The 15,716-nt window shown below is 49.1% G+C and carries 16 protein-coding genes; 8 read left to right on the top strand and 8 right to left on the bottom strand.

The features are described 5' to 3' along the window. Positions 1 to 60 precede the first annotated feature (60 nt). Positions 61 to 969 (top strand): cysteine synthase CysM, encoded by a 909-nt coding sequence (gene cysM, locus LC084_RS16440; protein ID WP_226572255.1) that lies wholly within the window; start codon positions 61 to 63, stop codon positions 967 to 969. A 63-nt stretch (positions 970 to 1,032) separates the two neighbouring features. Here cysM and crr read toward each other — a convergent pair whose 3' ends face one another. The 5 genes from crr to cysZ all read right to left on the bottom strand — a co-directional run bounded on the left by crr (position 1,033) and on the right by cysZ (position 5,961). Further along, positions 1,033 to 1,542, bottom strand: coding sequence for a PTS glucose transporter subunit IIA (crr, locus tag LC084_RS16435; RefSeq protein WP_036116237.1), 510 nt, complete (start codon positions 1,540 to 1,542; stop codon positions 1,033 to 1,035). Between the two features lie 39 nt (positions 1,543 to 1,581). Further along, a complete protein-coding gene (gene ptsI / locus LC084_RS16430) occupies positions 1,582 to 3,309 on the bottom strand; it encodes a phosphoenolpyruvate-protein phosphotransferase PtsI (protein ID WP_226572254.1) in 1,728 nt (575 codons plus the stop codon). Positions 3,310 to 3,362: 53 nt separating this feature from the next. Further along, positions 3,363 to 3,620: a phosphocarrier protein Hpr gene (gene ptsH / locus LC084_RS16425; protein WP_036116227.1), complete on the bottom strand. Its 258-nt coding sequence runs from the start codon at positions 3,618 to 3,620 to the stop codon at positions 3,363 to 3,365. A 383-nt stretch (positions 3,621 to 4,003) separates the two neighbouring features. Next, a complete protein-coding gene (cysK, locus tag LC084_RS16420) occupies positions 4,004 to 4,975 on the bottom strand; it encodes a cysteine synthase A (RefSeq protein WP_226572253.1) in 972 nt (323 codons plus the stop codon). 215 nt (positions 4,976 to 5,190) lie between these two features. Further along, positions 5,191 to 5,961 (bottom strand): sulfate transporter CysZ, encoded by a 771-nt coding sequence (cysZ, locus tag LC084_RS16415; RefSeq protein WP_226572252.1) that lies wholly within the window; start codon positions 5,959 to 5,961, stop codon positions 5,191 to 5,193. Between the two features lie 295 nt (positions 5,962 to 6,256). Here cysZ and zipA point away from each other — a divergent pair, with 295 nt between their 5' ends. The 3 genes from zipA to LC084_RS16400 all read left to right on the top strand — a co-directional run bounded on the left by zipA (position 6,257) and on the right by LC084_RS16400 (position 9,551). Further along, entirely contained in the window at positions 6,257 to 7,249 is a 993-nt protein-coding gene (gene zipA / locus LC084_RS16410; RefSeq protein WP_226572251.1) for a cell division protein ZipA, read from the top strand. A gap of 62 nt (positions 7,250 to 7,311) precedes the next feature. Further along, positions 7,312 to 9,330 carry an NAD-dependent DNA ligase LigA gene (gene ligA, locus LC084_RS16405; RefSeq protein ID WP_226572250.1) on the top strand — a complete coding sequence of 673 codons (2,019 nt, stop codon included), beginning with the start codon at positions 7,312 to 7,314 and terminating at the stop codon, positions 9,328 to 9,330. A 2-nt stretch (positions 9,331 to 9,332) separates the two neighbouring features. Continuing rightward, entirely contained in the window at positions 9,333 to 9,551 is a 219-nt protein-coding gene (locus tag LC084_RS16400; RefSeq protein WP_226572249.1) for a DUF3820 family protein, read from the top strand. Here LC084_RS16400 and LC084_RS16395 read toward each other — a convergent pair. Then, positions 9,548 to 10,561, bottom strand: a complete 1,014-nt coding sequence (locus LC084_RS16395) for a bile acid:sodium symporter family protein (RefSeq protein WP_226572248.1) — start codon at positions 10,559 to 10,561, stop codon at positions 9,548 to 9,550. The genes LC084_RS16400 and LC084_RS16395 overlap by 4 nt on opposite strands. Positions 10,562 to 10,698: 137 nt before the next feature. Here LC084_RS16395 and LC084_RS16390 point away from each other — a divergent pair, with 137 nt between their 5' ends. Beyond that, a complete protein-coding gene (locus LC084_RS16390) occupies positions 10,699 to 11,640 on the top strand; it encodes a LysR family transcriptional regulator (protein WP_226572247.1) in 942 nt (313 codons plus the stop codon). On the opposite strand, the gene LC084_RS16385 is transcribed toward LC084_RS16390, so the two are convergent. Further along, entirely contained in the window at positions 11,631 to 11,990 is a 360-nt protein-coding gene (locus tag LC084_RS16385; RefSeq protein ID WP_226572246.1) for a FlxA-like family protein, read from the bottom strand. The two genes, LC084_RS16390 and LC084_RS16385, sit on opposite strands and share 10 nt — an antisense overlap. A gap of 320 nt (positions 11,991 to 12,310) precedes the next feature. Continuing rightward, entirely contained in the window at positions 12,311 to 12,892 is a 582-nt protein-coding gene (acpH, locus tag LC084_RS16380; protein ID WP_226572245.1) for an ACP phosphodiesterase, read from the bottom strand. A 95-nt stretch (positions 12,893 to 12,987) separates the two neighbouring features. On the opposite strand from acpH, the gene queA reads away from it, so the two are divergent. The 3 genes from queA to yajC all read left to right on the top strand — a co-directional run bounded on the left by queA (position 12,988) and on the right by yajC (position 15,716). Further along, the gene (gene queA / locus LC084_RS16375) at positions 12,988 to 14,058 is read left to right on the top strand and encodes a tRNA preQ1(34) S-adenosylmethionine ribosyltransferase-isomerase QueA (protein ID WP_226572244.1); all 1,071 of its coding nucleotides are present in this window, start codon (positions 12,988 to 12,990) and stop codon (positions 14,056 to 14,058) included. 175 nt (positions 14,059 to 14,233) lie between these two features. Beyond that, positions 14,234 to 15,361: a tRNA guanosine(34) transglycosylase Tgt gene (tgt, locus tag LC084_RS16370; protein WP_226572243.1), complete on the top strand. Its 1,128-nt coding sequence runs from the start codon at positions 14,234 to 14,236 to the stop codon at positions 15,359 to 15,361. A 22-nt stretch (positions 15,362 to 15,383) separates the two neighbouring features. Then, positions 15,384 to 15,716 (top strand): preprotein translocase subunit YajC, encoded by a 333-nt coding sequence (gene yajC, locus LC084_RS16365; protein WP_036116194.1) that lies wholly within the window; start codon positions 15,384 to 15,386, stop codon positions 15,714 to 15,716.

Genomic DNA, 15,716 nt, shown 5'->3' with positions numbered 1-15,716 from the left:
TTTTATAAGCATACCTTTAAGCGGCCGCAAGGCCGTTTTTTTATTGGGAAAAATCGCGCAATGATACTTGAACAGACCATTGGTCATACGCCGTTGGTGCGCTTGCAGCACACAAGGCTGAATAACGGCAGTGAAATTTGGGTAAAACTGGAAGGTAACAACCCGGCAGGCTCCGTAAAAGACCGTGCCGCGCTGTTTATGATTACCCAGGCTGAAAAACGTGGTGATATTGCACCTGGCGATACACTAATTGAAGCAACCAGTGGTAATACGGGTATTGCGCTGGCGATGATTGCCGCCATGAAAGGCTACAAAATGAAGCTGCTGATGCCAGCCAATATGAGCCAGGAACGCAAAGCAGCTATGCAGGCCTATGGCGCAGAGCTGATTCTGGTGAGCCGGGAGCAGGGCATGGAAGGTGCGCGGGAACTGGCTCAGAGCATGGCAGACAATGGCGAGGGGAAAATTCTCGACCAGTTTAATAATCCGGATAATCCGCTGGCACATTTCACCACCACCGGGCCGGAGATTTGGCAGCAGACTGAGGGGAAAATTACCCATTTTGTTTCCAGCATGGGTACCACTGGTACGATTACGGGAACGGCTCGTTATTTAAAAAGCCAGTCTGGTACTGTGCGTATTGTTGGCCTGCAACCGGAAGAAGGGAGCAGCATTCCCGGTATTCGCCGCTGGCCTGCCGCCTGGATGCCAGGCATTTTTGATGCGTCTCTGGTTGACCAGGTGCTGGATATAAACCAGATTGACGCGGAAAACACCATGCGTACACTGGCAGCAACAGAAGGCCTGTTCTGTGGTGTTAGCTCTGGCGGGGCAGTGGCTGGGGCATTGCGTGTGGCCAAAGAAAACCCCAATGCGCTGGTGGTGGCTATTATCTGCGACCGGGGGGATCGTTACTTGTCTACCGGGGTATTTGGCGAAGAGCACTACACACAAGGTGCCGGGATTTAAGTTACCTTTCCAGTTATAAAAAAAACGGCACCCTGAGGTGCCGTTTTTACAGAAAAGGTCTGGTTATTTTTTGATGCGGATAACCGGAGTTTCACCCACAGTTACAGAACCAGTCAGTTTCACCAGCTCTTTGATTTCATCCATATTAGAGATGACAACCGGAGTCAGTGTGGATTTTGCTTTTTCTTCCAGCAATGGCAAATCGAATTCGATGACAGTGTCACCGGCTTTCACGCGCTGACCTTCTTCAGCAATACGTTTGAAACCTTCGCCTTTCAGTTCGACAGTGTCGATACCGAAGTGAACGAACAGTTCGATGCCAGAGTCAGATTCAATAGAGAAGGCATGGTTAGTTTCAAAAATTTTGCCGATAGTGCCGTCAACCGGGGCAACCATTTTGTTACCATTCGGTTTGATAGCAATACCATCACCCACAATTTTTTCAGCAAACACCACATCCGGTACATCTTCGATGTTTACGATTTCACCAGACAGCGGAGCAATAATCTCAATAGTCCCGGTATCTTTTTTATCATCGGAAACCAGAGATTTCAGTTTATCAAACAAACCCATGATCTTCTCCTAAGCAGTAATTGGGCCGCATCTCGTGGATTAGCAGATAGTTTTTTCTTCAATGAACTTGTTAACCAGCTTCATTAACTCGTCCGTAGTCGGTTGAGCAAGAGCCTGCTCTGCTAAAACCTTGGCATCTTCGAAGTTCGTGTTACGAATAATCTTCTTGATGCGCGGGATAGAAATGGAACTCATACTGAATTCGTCGAGGCCCATCCCCAGCAACAGAAGTGTAGCACGTTCATCGCCAGCAAGCTCGCCACACATACCTGTCCACTTACCTTCTGCATGAGATGCATCAATAACTTGCTTGATCAGGTTCAGTACAGACGGTGACATCGGCTGGTAAAGATGTGAAATCATATCATTACCACGGTCAACCGCCAGAGTATACTGTGTTAAATCGTTGGTACCGATACTAAAGAAATCGACTTCTTTCGCCAGATGACGTGCGATTGTTGCCGCAGCAGGTGTTTCCACCATTACGCCGATTTCAATATTTTCATTAAATGCTTTGTCTTCAGCACGCAGCTCGTCTTTGTAAGACTCCAGAGCGGCACGCAGTTCGCGCACTTCCTCAACGGAAATAATCATTGGGAACATGATGCGCAGTTTGCCGAAAGCAGAAGCACGCAGAATGGCACGCAACTGGTCACGCAGAATTTCGCGACGATCCAGAGCGATACGTACTGCACGCCACCCAAGGAACGGGTTCTCTTCTTTCGGAAAGTTCATGTAAGGCAGCTCTTTATCGCCACCGATGTCCATGGTACGGACAATTACAGCCTGGTCGCCACATGCCAGAGCAACGGCTTTATAGGCTTCAAATTGTTCGTCTTCAGTGGGCAGTGCGTCACGGTCCATGAACAGGAATTCAGTACGGTACAGGCCAACACCTTCCGCGCCATTGCGTTCAGCACCAGCGACATCACGCACAGTACCGATGTTGGCACAGACTTCTACCTGGTGGCCATCAAGAGTGATAGCAGGCAGGTCTTTCAATTTTGCCAGCTCAGCTTTTTCTTCAGCAACCTGAGCCTGAGCTGCACGCAACGCTTCGATCTCTTCGTTGTCCGGGTTAACGTAAACTTTGTTGTTTACTGCATCCAGAACCAGATAATCGCCATTTTTAACCTGAGTGGTTACATCGCCAGTACCCACAATGGCAGGCAGTTCCAAAGAACGCGCCATGATAGAAGTATGGGAAGTACGGCCACCTAAATCGGTGATAAAGCCGAGCACTTTCTTCAGGTTTAACTGTGCTGTTTCTGACGGCGTCAGATCAGCGGCAACCAGGATGACTTCGTCCTGAATTGAACTTAAATCGATAATAGCCAGGCCCAGAATGTTACGCAGCAAACGCTTACCGATGTCACGAACGTCCGCGGCACGTTCTTTGAGGTATTCGTCGTCCAGCTCTTCCAGGGCGGTAGCCTGACCTTCGATAACTTCGTTAGCTGCTGCATCAGCAGTAACCAGTTTATCTTTAATCAGGGCTATGATTTCCTGCTCCAGCTCCTCATCTTCCAGCAACATAATGTGGCCTTCGAAGATGGCTTCTTTTTCTTCACCAAACGTTTCGCCAGCCTTGATTTTGATGGCTTCTAACTGTGCCGCAGCTTTTGCGCGGCCATTCAGAAAGCGCTCAACTTCCTGGTCGACTTTGTCGGCAGAAATCTTTTTCCGGTCGATGACAATCTCATCTTCTTTCAGAAGCAGCGCTTTACCAAAAGCAATACCCGGGGATGCTAAAATGCCTGAAATCATAACCCTACCTTACTTGTGACTGATATAGAGAATTCGCTCGAATAACAAAAAACTTATTCGAGTTCCGCCATCAGTTTAACCAGATGTTCAACTGCTTTTTGTTCGTCGTCGCCTTCAGCAGAGATAGTAACAACGGTGCCCTGAGTCAGACCCAGAGTTTGCAGTTTGAACAGGCTTTTAGCGCTGGCGCTTTTGCCATTGGAAGTCACAGTGATTTCGGCGTTAAAGCTTTTTGCTTCTTTAACAAACTGGGCGGCAGGGCGGGTGTGAAGACCGTTCGGAGCGGTAATGGTAACTTCTTGCTGGAACATTGTTTTTCCCCAACTTATAGGTTTAGTGTCTGGATCTAAAGTAGAGCCGTGTAGCATAACTTTAGCTTGTATCTGTCGCTTGCGCGTAGACAAACCGTGTCAAAAGCAGAAAAGCGCTAAATAGCGCTGGCTGGCTGCCCTGCACATCGCTCGTCTGAAACATTATGTATTATGCCGCTAATGTGTAACCTGTAACAAATCAGTAAATCGATTCAGCAAACCAGAACACGGATTAGCGATTAATTTCGAGCTTCGAAATAAAGTTGCAGGTTAAATACCAGACCAGGGCAAATGAAGCAATGCTGGTTAGCGTAAAAATTTGAACTGCGCCACAAAAAAGCACCCATCCAGGTGCTTTTTTATTCACTTTACCAGGGATGGCATCACTGTTGCAGTTCTTTCTCTGTGAACAAATCTGCAAACAATGCTGTGCTGAGATAACGTTCGCCGGATGAAGGAAGAATAACAACAATATTCTTATTGATAAAGGCTTCGTCTTCCTGAAGCTTCAATGCTGCTGCAACAGCCGCACCGGAAGATATGCCAGCAAGAATACCTTCTTCTTCCATCAGACGGCGTGCGGTGGAGATAGCTTCGTCGTTAGTGATGGTTACCACTTTATCGACCAGTTTCAGGTCGAGGTTGCCCGGAATAAAGCCAGCACCAATACCCTGGATTTTATGCGGACCTGGTTTGATTTCATCGCCAGCCAGCGCCTGGGTGATAACCGGGGAATCAGTTGGCTCTACCGCCACACTAATAAGGTCTTTCTTGCCTTTGGTGTTTTTGATGTAACGCGTTACGCCGGTCAGGGTACCGCCAGTACCGACACCTGCAATAAACACATCAACCTGGCCGTCGGTATCTTCCCAGATTTCAGGGCCGGTGGTTTTTTCATGAATTTCTGGGTTTGCCGGGTTACTGAATTGCTGAAGCAGCAGGTATTTTTCCGGGTTGCTGGCAACAATTTCTTCTGCTTTCTGAATCGCGCCCTTCATCCCTTTCGGGCCTTCGGTGAGTACCAAATTCGCGCCAAGTGCTTTGAGCAATTTGCGACGCTCAATACTCATGCTTTCAGGCATAGTCAGCGTTAACTTGTAACCGCGGGCGGCGGCAACATAAGCCAGCGCAATACCTGTATTACCGCTGGTAGGTTCAACCAGCTCCACGCCGGGTCTCAGTACGCCGCGTTTTTCGGCATCCCAAATCATATTGGCACCGATACGGCATTTCACGCTAAAGCTCGGGTTACGGGATTCGACTTTAGCCAGAATTTTACCGTTACCGATGCGGTTGAGGCGAACTAACGGCGTATGACCAATCGTCAGTGAGTTGTCTTCATAAATCTTACTCATAGCCAGTCCTTAACTGTATGAAATTTGGGAACCGTCCCAGCATACCTTCTCAGCATCGCGGGTGAAGGACGGATTTCGCATATCTATATTCAGATGAGAAATAATAACAAGCAGGATGGAATAAAGGATGGCATAAGTTGCCTTTAGTGCAAACCTGGCACAGGTAACGACAGGTTGAAACGAGGCCCACGTATGAGTGGGCCATAAAAACGTATTTATTGGGCTGAAGGCCAACGACCATGTTTGGCACGATACTGATCAACCCACATAGCCGTTGCGCCACATACAGCAACTGGCATGATGACCAGGTTAAGCACCGGAACTAAAGTACACAGGCTTACCAGCGCACCAAATTGCATATTCATTATTTTGCGGCTACGCAGAGCCACGCGCATCTCTTTAAAAGGCACTTTGTGGTTATCAAAAGGGTAATCACAGTACTGAATTGAAAGCATCCAGGCACTGAACAAAAACCACAATATTGGGGCCAGGGTTTGGCCTATCCCCGGAATCAGATAGAGTAATAACAGGACAATTGCTCTGGGCAAATACCAGGTCAGTTTTTGCCATTCACGCTTCATGATGCGCGGGACATCTTTTGCAATGTCTAACAAGCCGGCATCTGGTGGCGTATTGCCTGTCAGGCGTGCTTCCAGTTGTTCAGCCAGCAACCCATTAAAAGGTGCGGCTATCCAGTTGGCGATGGTTGAGAAAAAGTAGCCAAAGATAAGTAAAATAGAGATGACAGCCAGTGGCCAGAGTAAATAGCTCAGCCATTGTAACCAGTTGGGAACATGGCTCAGCAGGGCTGGTATCCACTGATCAAGCCGGGTAAACAGCCAACCAAATGCTGTGCCCATCAACACAATATTTACCAGTAAAGGCAGAAAAACGAACCTGCGAATGCCTGGTGCTGTAATGAGTTTCCATCCTTGGGAAAAATAAAAAATGCCGCTCCGCGAAGCAGCAGGGGATGATGAAACCATGTTGGGTGGTACTCCTTGAGTCATCCGGATTATATCGCCCGTGTATCATAACCCTGAAACCGGCCCAAACTTCAAGCCGTCGAAGTCCGAAGCTAATATGGACTATGCTGAAAAATTTGTTGGGTAGTTAGCATAAGGAATTGGGAAGTGGTCGAAAAATCAGCAAAAAACACGTTTTATTTCATCTTTCTGTCTGGAAAAACGCGCCCGCACTTGCACTTGTTGTGATGGACAAATACTCTTAGTGAGTAAATGTTTGCCGCTGTGGCAAGGTGTTAGAACAACCGAGAATATAATGATGCAGGATTTGCGTCTGATATTAATCATTGTTGGTGCGATTGCGATTATTGCGTTACTGGTCCATGGGTTGTGGACCAGCCGTAAAGAGCGCTCTTCCGTGTTCCGCGATCGCCCTTTAAAACGGATGAAGTCGTTGCATGACGACGAAGACAGTGAAAATTACGACGACGAGGAAGAAGGTGTTGGCGAAGTTCGTGTTCACCGGGTAACCCCTGAACACCACAACGAGACTGTAGCCCCACCCACACCTCAGCACAACTATCAGCCGCCTTATGAGTCGGCGCAACCTCGTCGCCAGCCTCCAGCGCAGCAGCCACCTGCGCCCCAGCCGGAAAGAGAACCTGAGCACCGCGAGCCTGTCGCGCGCCCGGCTCAGCCTGTAACTCATGCTCAGCCAGCGCCGGAGCCCGTGCGCCATCCGCAACCACAGAAACACGTTGATGTGGAAGTGTCGCATTATCGTGAGCCTGTTCATCGTGAGCCGGAACCGGCTCCTCAGGCAGAACCCGCACCGCAACCGGTTCAGCAGGAGCATACTGCTCCGCAAACCGAAGCCAAACCGCAAACGAAAGAGGCCGTCATCATTATGAACGTCTCTTCACATACCGGGGGGCAATTTGATGGTGAAGCGTTACTGAATAGTATTCAGCAGGCTGGGTTCCAGTTTGGCGAAATGAATATTTTCCACCGGCACCTCAGCCCGGATGGTAGTGGACCGGTTCTGTTCAGCCTGGCTAATATGGTTAAACCCGGCTCATTCAGCCTTGATGAAATGTCGACCTTCGTGACACCCGGTGTGACAATCTTTATGCAGGTTCCTTCTTATGGGGATGCCTCGCAAAACTTCAAGCTGATGCTCCAGTCTGCACAACACATTGCTGATGAAATGGGTGGTGTAGTGATGGATGATCAGCGCCGGATGATGACGCCACAGAAACTGCGTGAGTATCAGGATCTGATTCGCGAAGTGAAAGAGGCCAACGCGTAACATTTCTGCTTTTCTTAACAAGGCCCCCGCTAGTCGGGGGTTTTTTATATTGATGGTGTGCTATGGAACCTATCGAACAAAAACTTAATCAACTGCGAACCACACTTCGCCATCACGAATACCTTTATCACGTTATGGACGCACCGGAAATTCCGGATGCCGAATATGATCGGCTGATGCGCGAATTACGTGAGCTGGAAACCGCTCATCCAGAAATGGTGACCCCGGACTCTCCCACTCAGAGAGTCGGAGCAGCTCCTTTAACGGCCTTTACCCAGGTCACCCATGAAGTCCCCATGCTTTCGCTGGACAACGTGTTCGATGAAGAGAGCTTTCTTGCTTTCAATAAACGTATCCGTGACCGTCTGAGCGACACGCAGGAAGTAGTGTACTGTTGTGAGCTCAAGTTGGATGGGCTGGCAGTCAGTTTACTGTATGAAAATGGTGTGCTGGTTCAGGCCGCGACCCGTGGTGATGGCACTACAGGGGAAAATATTACCGCGAACGTGAAAACCATCCGGGCCATTCCATTGCGCTTGCAGGGAGATAACATCCCTGCACGTCTCGAGGTGCGTGGTGAAGTCTTTTTGCCGCAGGCTGGTTTCGAAAAAATTAATGATGACGCACGCCGCACTGGTGGGAAAGTTTTTGCAAACCCTCGTAATGCTGCCGCGGGCTCATTGCGCCAGCTTGATTCCCGTATTACTGCGAAGCGGCCACTCACTTTCTTCTGTTATGGTGTGGGTGTACTTGAAGGTGGTGAGCTTCCTGCGAGCCATATGGCGCGTTTGCAGCAGTTCAAAGCCTGGGGGTTACCTGTAAGCGACCGCATTCGTTTGTGCCATTCACCAGAGGCGGTGCTGGAGTTTTACCGCCACGTCGAAGAAACACGCCCTAAGCTCGGGTTCGACATCGATGGTGTTGTGATTAAAGTAGACTCACTGGCACAGCAAGAACAACTGGGGTTTGTGGCACGCGCACCGCGCTGGGCGGTGGCATTTAAATTCCCGGCCCAGGAACAGATGACGACGGTTCGGGATGTTGAATTTCAGGTCGGTCGTACAGGTGCAATCACTCCGGTGGCGCGTCTTGAACCGGTGCAGGTTGCCGGGGTGCTGGTCAGTAATGCTACGCTGCATAATGCCGATGAAATCGAGCGGCTCGGCCTGCGTATTGGTGATACCGTTGTTATTCGCCGTGCAGGTGATGTCATTCCACAGGTTGTGAACGTAGTGCTCTCTGAACGCCCGGAAGATACCCGTGTAATTGAATTCCCGGCGCATTGCCCGGTGTGCGGCTCAGATGTAGAACGGGTTGAAGGTGAAGCCGTAGCACGCTGCACCGGTGGTTTAATATGTGCAGCACAACGCAAAGAAGCACTGAAACATTTTGTCTCGCGCCGTGCATTGGATGTCGATGGTATGGGCGACAAAATCATCGACCAGTTGGTGGAAAAAGAGTACATCGATAACCCAGCGGACCTGTTTACTTTGTCTGCTGGCAAACTTACCGGCCTTGACCGCATGGGCCCGAAATCAGCTCAAAATGTAATTAATGCGCTGGAAAAGGCAAAGCAAACGACTTTTGCCCGTTTTCTCTATGCGCTGGGTATTCGTGAAGTAGGTGAAGCAACGGCAGCAGGTTTGGCAGCACATTTTGGCACACTGGAGGCCTTAATGGCGGCTTCGGTTGAGCAATTGCAACAAGTGCCTGACGTGGGCATTGTGGTTGCCACCCATGTACACAATTTCTTCCTGGAACAGCGCAACCGGGATGTCATTGAACAACTGATTCATAAAGCAGGAATTACCTGGCCTGCCCCAGTTGTGGTGAAGCCTGAAGAGATAGACAGCCCCTTTGCCGGGAAAACAGTGGTTCTGACTGGCTCCCTAAGCCAGATGTCCCGCGATGATGCCAAAGCACGCCTGGCTGCATTGGGTGCTAAAGTCAGTGGCAGTGTCTCGAAAAAAACTGATCTGGTTATTGCCGGAGAAGCGGCCGGTTCCAAATTGCAGAAAGCACAGGAACTGGGCATTGATGTAATAGATGAAGCAGAAATGCTCCGTTTATTAGGCGTGTAACTATGGATAAAGCCCAACTGGTTGAGGTTGCCAATACGGTGATGCCGTTTGGCAAATACAAAGGGCGGGTATTGATTGACCTGCCCGAGGATTATTTATTGTGGTTTGCCCGCAAGGAGGCTTTTCCTGCCGGGCAACTGGGTGAGCTTATGTCGCTGGCGCTGTTGATTAAAACCGAAGGGCTGACTTCTCTGGTGCAGCCCTTACGCCGTTCTCGCTAACCTTCTACTACCGAGCGGGCCGTTTTTTGGCTCGCCAGATGGGTTTCCTGTTCTGCTTTGCGTTTATACCGGCGTGCCAGCATAGCGCATGTCATAAGCTGAATCTGGTGAAACAACATCAATGGCAGCACCATGATCCCAACTGTTGCTGCCGGAAACAGAATATTCGCCATGGGAATACCATTTGCCAGGCTCTTTTTCGAACCACAGAACACAATAGTGATTTCATCTGCTTTATTAAACCCGGCACGGCGGGCAACCTGAATATTCACGAAGATAACAATAGCCAGTAATACCAGGCTGCTGCCGATAATAAACAGCAGGCTGCCCAACCCCACCTGGTGCCAGATACCGTGAGTCACGGCTTCGCTGAATGCGGTGTAAACCACCAGTAATATGGACGTCTGGTCTGTTTTGCCAATCCATTTTTTATGGCGGGTAACAAAGCCGGCTGTCAGTGGGCGAGACAAGTGTCCCAGAACAAAAGGCAGTAACAATTGCAGCATAATTGAACCCACCTGGTGCAGGGTGGAACCACTTGAGCCGTGTACATTCATCACCAAACCGACCAGTAACGGCGACAGGAATATCCCTAATAGACTGGATGCTGAAGCGGCACAGACTGCCGCAGCAACATTACCGCCAGCCAGCGAAGTAAACGCGATAGCGGATTGGACTGTGGCGGGCAGAATACACAGGTAGAGAAAACCGTTATACAGCTCTGGGCTGACAGGAAAGGGAGCCCACCAGGCAAATAACACACCCAGTATCGGGAATAAGACGAACGTGCTGCACATTACCCACAGATGCAACCGCCAGTGGCTACCACCCGCCATAATTGCTTCACGGGACAGTTTGGCTCCATGCATAAAAAACAGCAGGGCAATCGCCGCGTCAGTCAGTCCATCGAAAAAGCCAACATAGTGCCCTTGAGCAGGCAGAAAGGTAGCTAACAGCACTGTACATACCAGTGTCAGTGTAAAAGGATCGAGTATGCGCAGTATTTTCATCAGGAAAACCTTCTTTATATTTAATGCCTTGCGCGCAATGGCAGGGCAAAGAGAACGCAAAGTTAACAGTCAGGATTGTGCCCGGTTATCTTTAAGAAATAAAATTGATTGATTTCATGAATTCATGAGGAAGTTAAATGAATTATACATTGCGCCAGTTACGTATCTTTGTGGCTGTTGCCCGCACTCAGAGTTTTAGCCGTGCCGGGGAAGAAATTGGATTGAGCCAGTCAGCTGTAAGCCATAGTGTTAAAGAACTTGAACAAGCGCTTGAAGTTAAACTGCTGGACAGAACCACACGTGAAGTGGTGCTAACAGAAGCCGGGCAACAAATGGCAATGAGTCTGTCTCGCGTATTGGATGAGCTGCACAGTGTTTTACTCGACAGCCGGGCTCATAGCCACACATTAAGTGGCATTGTCAGAGTTGCCGCCAGCCAAACTATTTCTGCACATCTGATGCCACAATCTATTGCTCAAAGTCAGCAGCAATTTCCTGACATCACTTTTATGCTGCATGACCGCCCGCAACAGTGGGTTCTGGAAAGTGTTCGCCAGGGGGAGGTGGATTTTGGCATTGTTATCGACCCGGGATCAGTCACCGATTTGTTATGCACCACGGTATTGTCTGAACCGTTCTTTTTGCTGTGTCGCTGTGACAATTTCCTAAACCAGAAAACTGACATTTTTTGGCGTGATCTCGCCGGGCATAAGTTGGTGTTACAGGATTATGCTTCAGGTAGCAGGCCGCTTATTGATACGGCGTTTGCCGATCAAAATATTGAGCCGCATATTGTTCAGCAAATAGGCCACCCCGCGACACTGTTCCCAATGGTTGAAGCGGGTATTGGCATTAGTATTTTGCCTGCTCTGGCGTTGCCACTTCCAGGAGGTAACTCACTGGTTGTCAGGCAGCTGAAGCCGGTTATCGAGCGCAAAATAATGCTTATTCGCCGTAAAAACCGTTCACTTTCTGCTGCTGCAGAGGCTATTTGGTCTGTGATAGCAGAACAGGCCTGTCAACTTGACCAGGCCCGGGAAAATGATCCTTTGTATCAATCAGGACCGGGTTATACGTAAATATCAATCTTGTTTGTTGCAGAAGGATAGTTTACGCCTTCAGCCCTTTTCTCAGCCTGAACTTGGTATTGGCTTTGATTTTGGCTGGTTACTGATTTTTGAGCTTGTTGCTGCTCAAGCTGCGCCAGTTGAGCCTGCAACATTTCAATTTCGGACTGAATAAGCTCCTGTTGCTTCTCTTTGGTATCTGCATCTGCATCAGAACTTGACAGATCTTTCAGCTGTTGAGTGAGTTGAGTGATTTGCTGACGAATTCGGCTGATTTGCCCCGATACATCGCTACCGGATGAAACAGACGAACTGTAGCTACTCTGCACAGCTGACGTCACAGACGAGCTGATGGTTGCCATTATTTTCTCCTTTTTTCGTAATAACCAGAATGAATATCGGCATTCTGCCCCTGAGCTTGAGTGAAGGGGGAAAATGACTCATAAGAGAAGAATGGCCTGGCCTTGGTGGAGTGAGAGAATGTTGGCGGCCCGAGTTTCGGGCAAAAATGTTTTTCGTGTGAAAAGTGGTGCCAGCAAAGCGTGAAAAATCCCCTGAACAAAACATGACGCACGATTTCACGCACCGGCAACCGCTAGTGAATACGGGGCGCTCTGCTTGTATGCAGAGTTTAAATTACTGGCACCATTAATTTAACGCCAGGATTTCAGGTTGCGTTTTTTTACAACAGCTTATTCTGTGCTTTCTCCATCATCGCCGGATAAAACTGCCAGAATAATGTTTCCAGCTCCGCATAGTGTGTATCCAGGTCATGCCATGAATCACGCAAGCTCGCCAGGCGTGGGCGGCGATTTGCCATCCCGTTAAGTACAGAAGCAATAAATGCCATATCGCTGTAGCGCTCCAGCCAGCGCTCAGCCCAAAGGTACCTGTTAAGGTTTATAAAACGCTCTGGTGAATCCGGCAGTACGGGGGCAATGGTTTCCCTTGCGTGATCAATAAAATCAGGCAGTGAATGTTCGGGAGATAACTGAGCCCAGTTACGGGAAAGAAAATGATCCCACATTACGTCCAGGCTGACAGGTGCAACCCGCCTGGTTTGTGGACGAAACCAGGAACAGGCCAGCTTCACTTCAGGCAAATTATCGGTAAAAACATCAATACGCCGATGGAGGTGAATACCTGCTGATAATGCAGGCGGGTAGATACCATCTGGTTTACCGCGAACAAAATCAGCCATCAAATTACCAGGCAGCGAACTCTCAGCGAGGTGCGCCAGGTGCAAGTGTGCAAGAAAATTCATAAAACCACTCTGTAACGGATTTGCGGCTGGTGGTTGCAGGGAAACGCCCCTGGCACTAGACTAAGCCGCCTGTTTTTAAGTCTAAGTGAAGAGCCATGCGTGTTGCCGATTTTTCTTTTGAATTACCCGAATCCTTAATTGCCCACTACCCACAAGCTCAGCGCAGTGCCTGCCGGTTACTGTCCCTTGACGGGCCAACGGGTGCTCTCACGCACGGTACTTTCACCGACTTGCTCGATAAACTCAACCCCGGTGATTTACTGGTGTTCAATAACACCCGCGTGATCCCGGCACGTTTATTTGGCAAAAAAGCCAGTGGCGGCAAAATTGAATTGCTGGTTGAACGGATGCTGGATGAGCATCGTGTGCTGGCACATATTCGGGCATCCAAAGCCCCGAAACCTGGCGCTGAGCTGTTGCTGGGAGATGACGAAAGCATTAAAGCGACCATGGTGGCACGCCATGATGCGTTATTTGAAGTGGTATTTGAAGAAAGCCGACCTGTACTGGATATCTTAAACCAGATTGGTCACATGCCGTTGCCGCCATATATTGACCGGCCAGATGAAGAAGCAGATAAAGAACTTTATCAGACAGTATACAGTGAGCGCCCGGGGGCAGTAGCTGCTCCTACCGCAGGCCTGCATTTTGATGAACCACTGCTGGCGGCATTGCGTGAGAAAGGTGTGGAAATGGCTTTTGTCACGTTACATGTTGGCGCAGGGACTTTCCAGCCAGTGCGGGTGGACAGTATCGAAGACCACATTATGCATTCGGAATATGCAGAAGTGCCGCAAGAAGTCGTTGATGCCGTACTGGCCGCCAAAGCGCGTGGCAACCGAGTGATTGCGGTAGGAACCACCTCTGTACGCTCACTGGAAAGTGCGGCCACGGCAGCAAAAGATGCCCTGATAGCGCCTTTCTTCGGTGATACGCAAATCTTTATTTACCCGGGTTACCAGTATCAGGTCATCGATGCGCTGATTACCAACTTCCACTTACCCGAATCCACTCTGATTATGCTGGTCTCTGCTTTTGCCGGTTACCAGCACACCATGCATGCTTACCATGAGGCTGTAAAATCCGAGTATCGCTTTTTTAGCTATGGGGATGCGATGTTTATCACGTACAATCCCGAAGCCATTAATGAACGACCTGGGGAATAAGCTGTAGCAGCTTTATACCGGGTGTTTTACCAGCCAGACGCTTCGCGTAGTGCTATGCGGAGCGTTTTTGTCTCTGGCGGGTCTTGCCTGAAACCAGGTAAAAATGATAGCCCACAAGCAGTGGTACTGCTGTGGTTGATTAACCATCAGACTGTTTCTCTGATGCGGAGGATATGTGAAATTTGAATTAAAAAACACCGATGGCCTTGCCCGTCGCGGTAAATTGGTGTTCGAACGTGGGGTAGTGGAAACCCCTGCATTTATGCCTGTTGGTACGTATGGCACCGTAAAAGGTATGACTCCGGAAGAAGTCGAAGCCACTGGTGCACAAATTATTTTGGGCAATACCTTTCACCTGTGGCTGCGTCCTGGCCAGGAAATTATGAAGCTGCATGGCGATTTGCATGACTTCATGCAGTGGAAAGGCCCGATCCTGACGGATTCAGGTGGTTTCCAGGTATTCAGCCTTGGTGATATCCGCAAGATAACTGAAGACGGCGTGCATTTCCGCAACCCGATCAACGGCGATCCGATTTTCCTCGATCCTGAAAAATCCATGGAAATTCAGTATGATCTCGGTTCTGATATCGTGATGATCTTCGATGAATGTACACCTTACCCGGCCGACTGGGATTATGCGAAACGTTCTATGGAAATGTCATTACGTTGGGCGAAGCGTAGCCGTAATCGCTTTGATTCCCTTGGGAATAAAAACGCGTTATTTGGCATTATTCAGGGCAGTGTTTACGAAGATTTACGAGATATCTCTGTTAAAGGGCTGGTAGAGATAGGCTTTGATGGCTACGCTGTCGGCGGCCTGGCTGTGGGTGAGCCAAAAGCAGATATGCACCGTATTCTGGAACATGTTTGCCCACAAATTCCTGCGGATAAACCTCGCTACCTGATGGGTGTCGGGAAACCGGAAGACCTGGTGGAAGGCGTTCGTCGCGGTATTGATATGTTCGACTGTGTCATGCCTACACGTAATGCCCGTAACGGCCACTTATTTGTGACCAATGGTGTAGTGAAAATCCGCAACGCGAAGTACAAGAGTGATACCGGTCCGCTGGATGAAGAGTGTGATTGCTACACTTGTCGCAATTATTCACGTGCGTACTTGCATCATCTTGACCGTTGCAACGAAATACTGGGGGCTCGTCTCAATACGATTCATAACTTGCGATACTATCAGCGTTTAATGGCTGGTTTACGGCAGGCTATCGAAGAGGGTAAATTAGAGCACTTCGTTGTGGATTTTTACCAACGTCAGGGTAAGCCCGTTCCACCTTTGAATGTTGATTAATTAAATAAATGAGGGATTTTTAATGAGCTTTTTTATTTCTGATGCGGTAGCGGCAACTGGTGCGCCTGCTCAGGGCAGCCCGATGTCACTGATTCTGATGCTGGTGGTATTCGGCCTGATTTTTTACTTCATGATTCTGCGCCCACAGCAAAAACGTACTAAAGACCATAAAAAACTGATGGACTCTATTGCGAAAGGCGATGAAGTGCTGACTAACGGCGGGCTGGTAGGTCGTGTAAACAAAGTAGGCGAAAATGGTTATATTTCCATTGCGCTGAACGATACAACTGAAGTTGTTATCAAACGTGACTTTGTCGCAGCTGTCCTGCCGAAAGGCACTATGAAGGCGCTGTAA

Origin of the sequence: Mangrovibacter yixingensis (assembly GCF_020523985.1) — a bacterium.
Taxonomy (GTDB): Bacteria; Pseudomonadota; Gammaproteobacteria; order Enterobacterales; family Enterobacteriaceae; genus Mangrovibacter; species Mangrovibacter yixingensis.
This window is presented reverse-complemented; position numbering and strand designations above follow the sequence as displayed.

Bases quoted from the DNA above. Each gene is read 5' to 3' on its own strand.
- zipA (WP_226572251.1), top strand. From the start codon at position 6,257: ATGATGCAGGATTTGCGTCTGATATTAATCATTGTTGGTGCGATTGCG.
- cysK (WP_226572253.1), bottom strand. From the start codon at position 4,975: ATGAGTAAGATTTATGAAGACAACTCACTGACGATTGGTCATACGCCG.
- acpH (WP_226572245.1), bottom strand. From the start codon at position 12,892: ATGAATTTTCTTGCACACTTGCACCTGGCGCACCTCGCTGAGAGTTCG.
- ligA (WP_226572250.1), top strand. From the start codon at position 7,312: ATGGAACCTATCGAACAAAAACTTAATCAACTGCGAACCACACTTCGC.
- cysZ (WP_226572252.1), bottom strand. From the start codon at position 5,961: ATGGTTTCATCATCCCCTGCTGCTTCGCGGAGCGGCATTTTTTATTTT.
- LC084_RS16390 (WP_226572247.1), top strand. From the start codon at position 10,699: ATGAATTATACATTGCGCCAGTTACGTATCTTTGTGGCTGTTGCCCGC.
- LC084_RS16400 (WP_226572249.1), top strand. From the start codon at position 9,333: ATGGATAAAGCCCAACTGGTTGAGGTTGCCAATACGGTGATGCCGTTT.
- cysM (WP_226572255.1), top strand. From the start codon at position 61: ATGATACTTGAACAGACCATTGGTCATACGCCGTTGGTGCGCTTGCAG.
- yajC (WP_036116194.1), top strand. From the start codon at position 15,384: ATGAGCTTTTTTATTTCTGATGCGGTAGCGGCAACTGGTGCGCCTGCT.
- ptsH (WP_036116227.1), bottom strand. From the start codon at position 3,620: ATGTTCCAGCAAGAAGTTACCATTACCGCTCCGAACGGTCTTCACACC.
- crr (WP_036116237.1), bottom strand. From the start codon at position 1,542: ATGGGTTTGTTTGATAAACTGAAATCTCTGGTTTCCGATGATAAAAAA.
- LC084_RS16395 (WP_226572248.1), bottom strand. From the start codon at position 10,561: ATGAAAATACTGCGCATACTCGATCCTTTTACACTGACACTGGTATGT.
- LC084_RS16385 (WP_226572246.1), bottom strand. From the start codon at position 11,990: ATGGCAACCATCAGCTCGTCTGTGACGTCAGCTGTGCAGAGTAGCTAC.
- ptsI (WP_226572254.1), bottom strand. From the start codon at position 3,309: ATGATTTCAGGCATTTTAGCATCCCCGGGTATTGCTTTTGGTAAAGCG.
- queA (WP_226572244.1), top strand. From the start codon at position 12,988: ATGCGTGTTGCCGATTTTTCTTTTGAATTACCCGAATCCTTAATTGCC.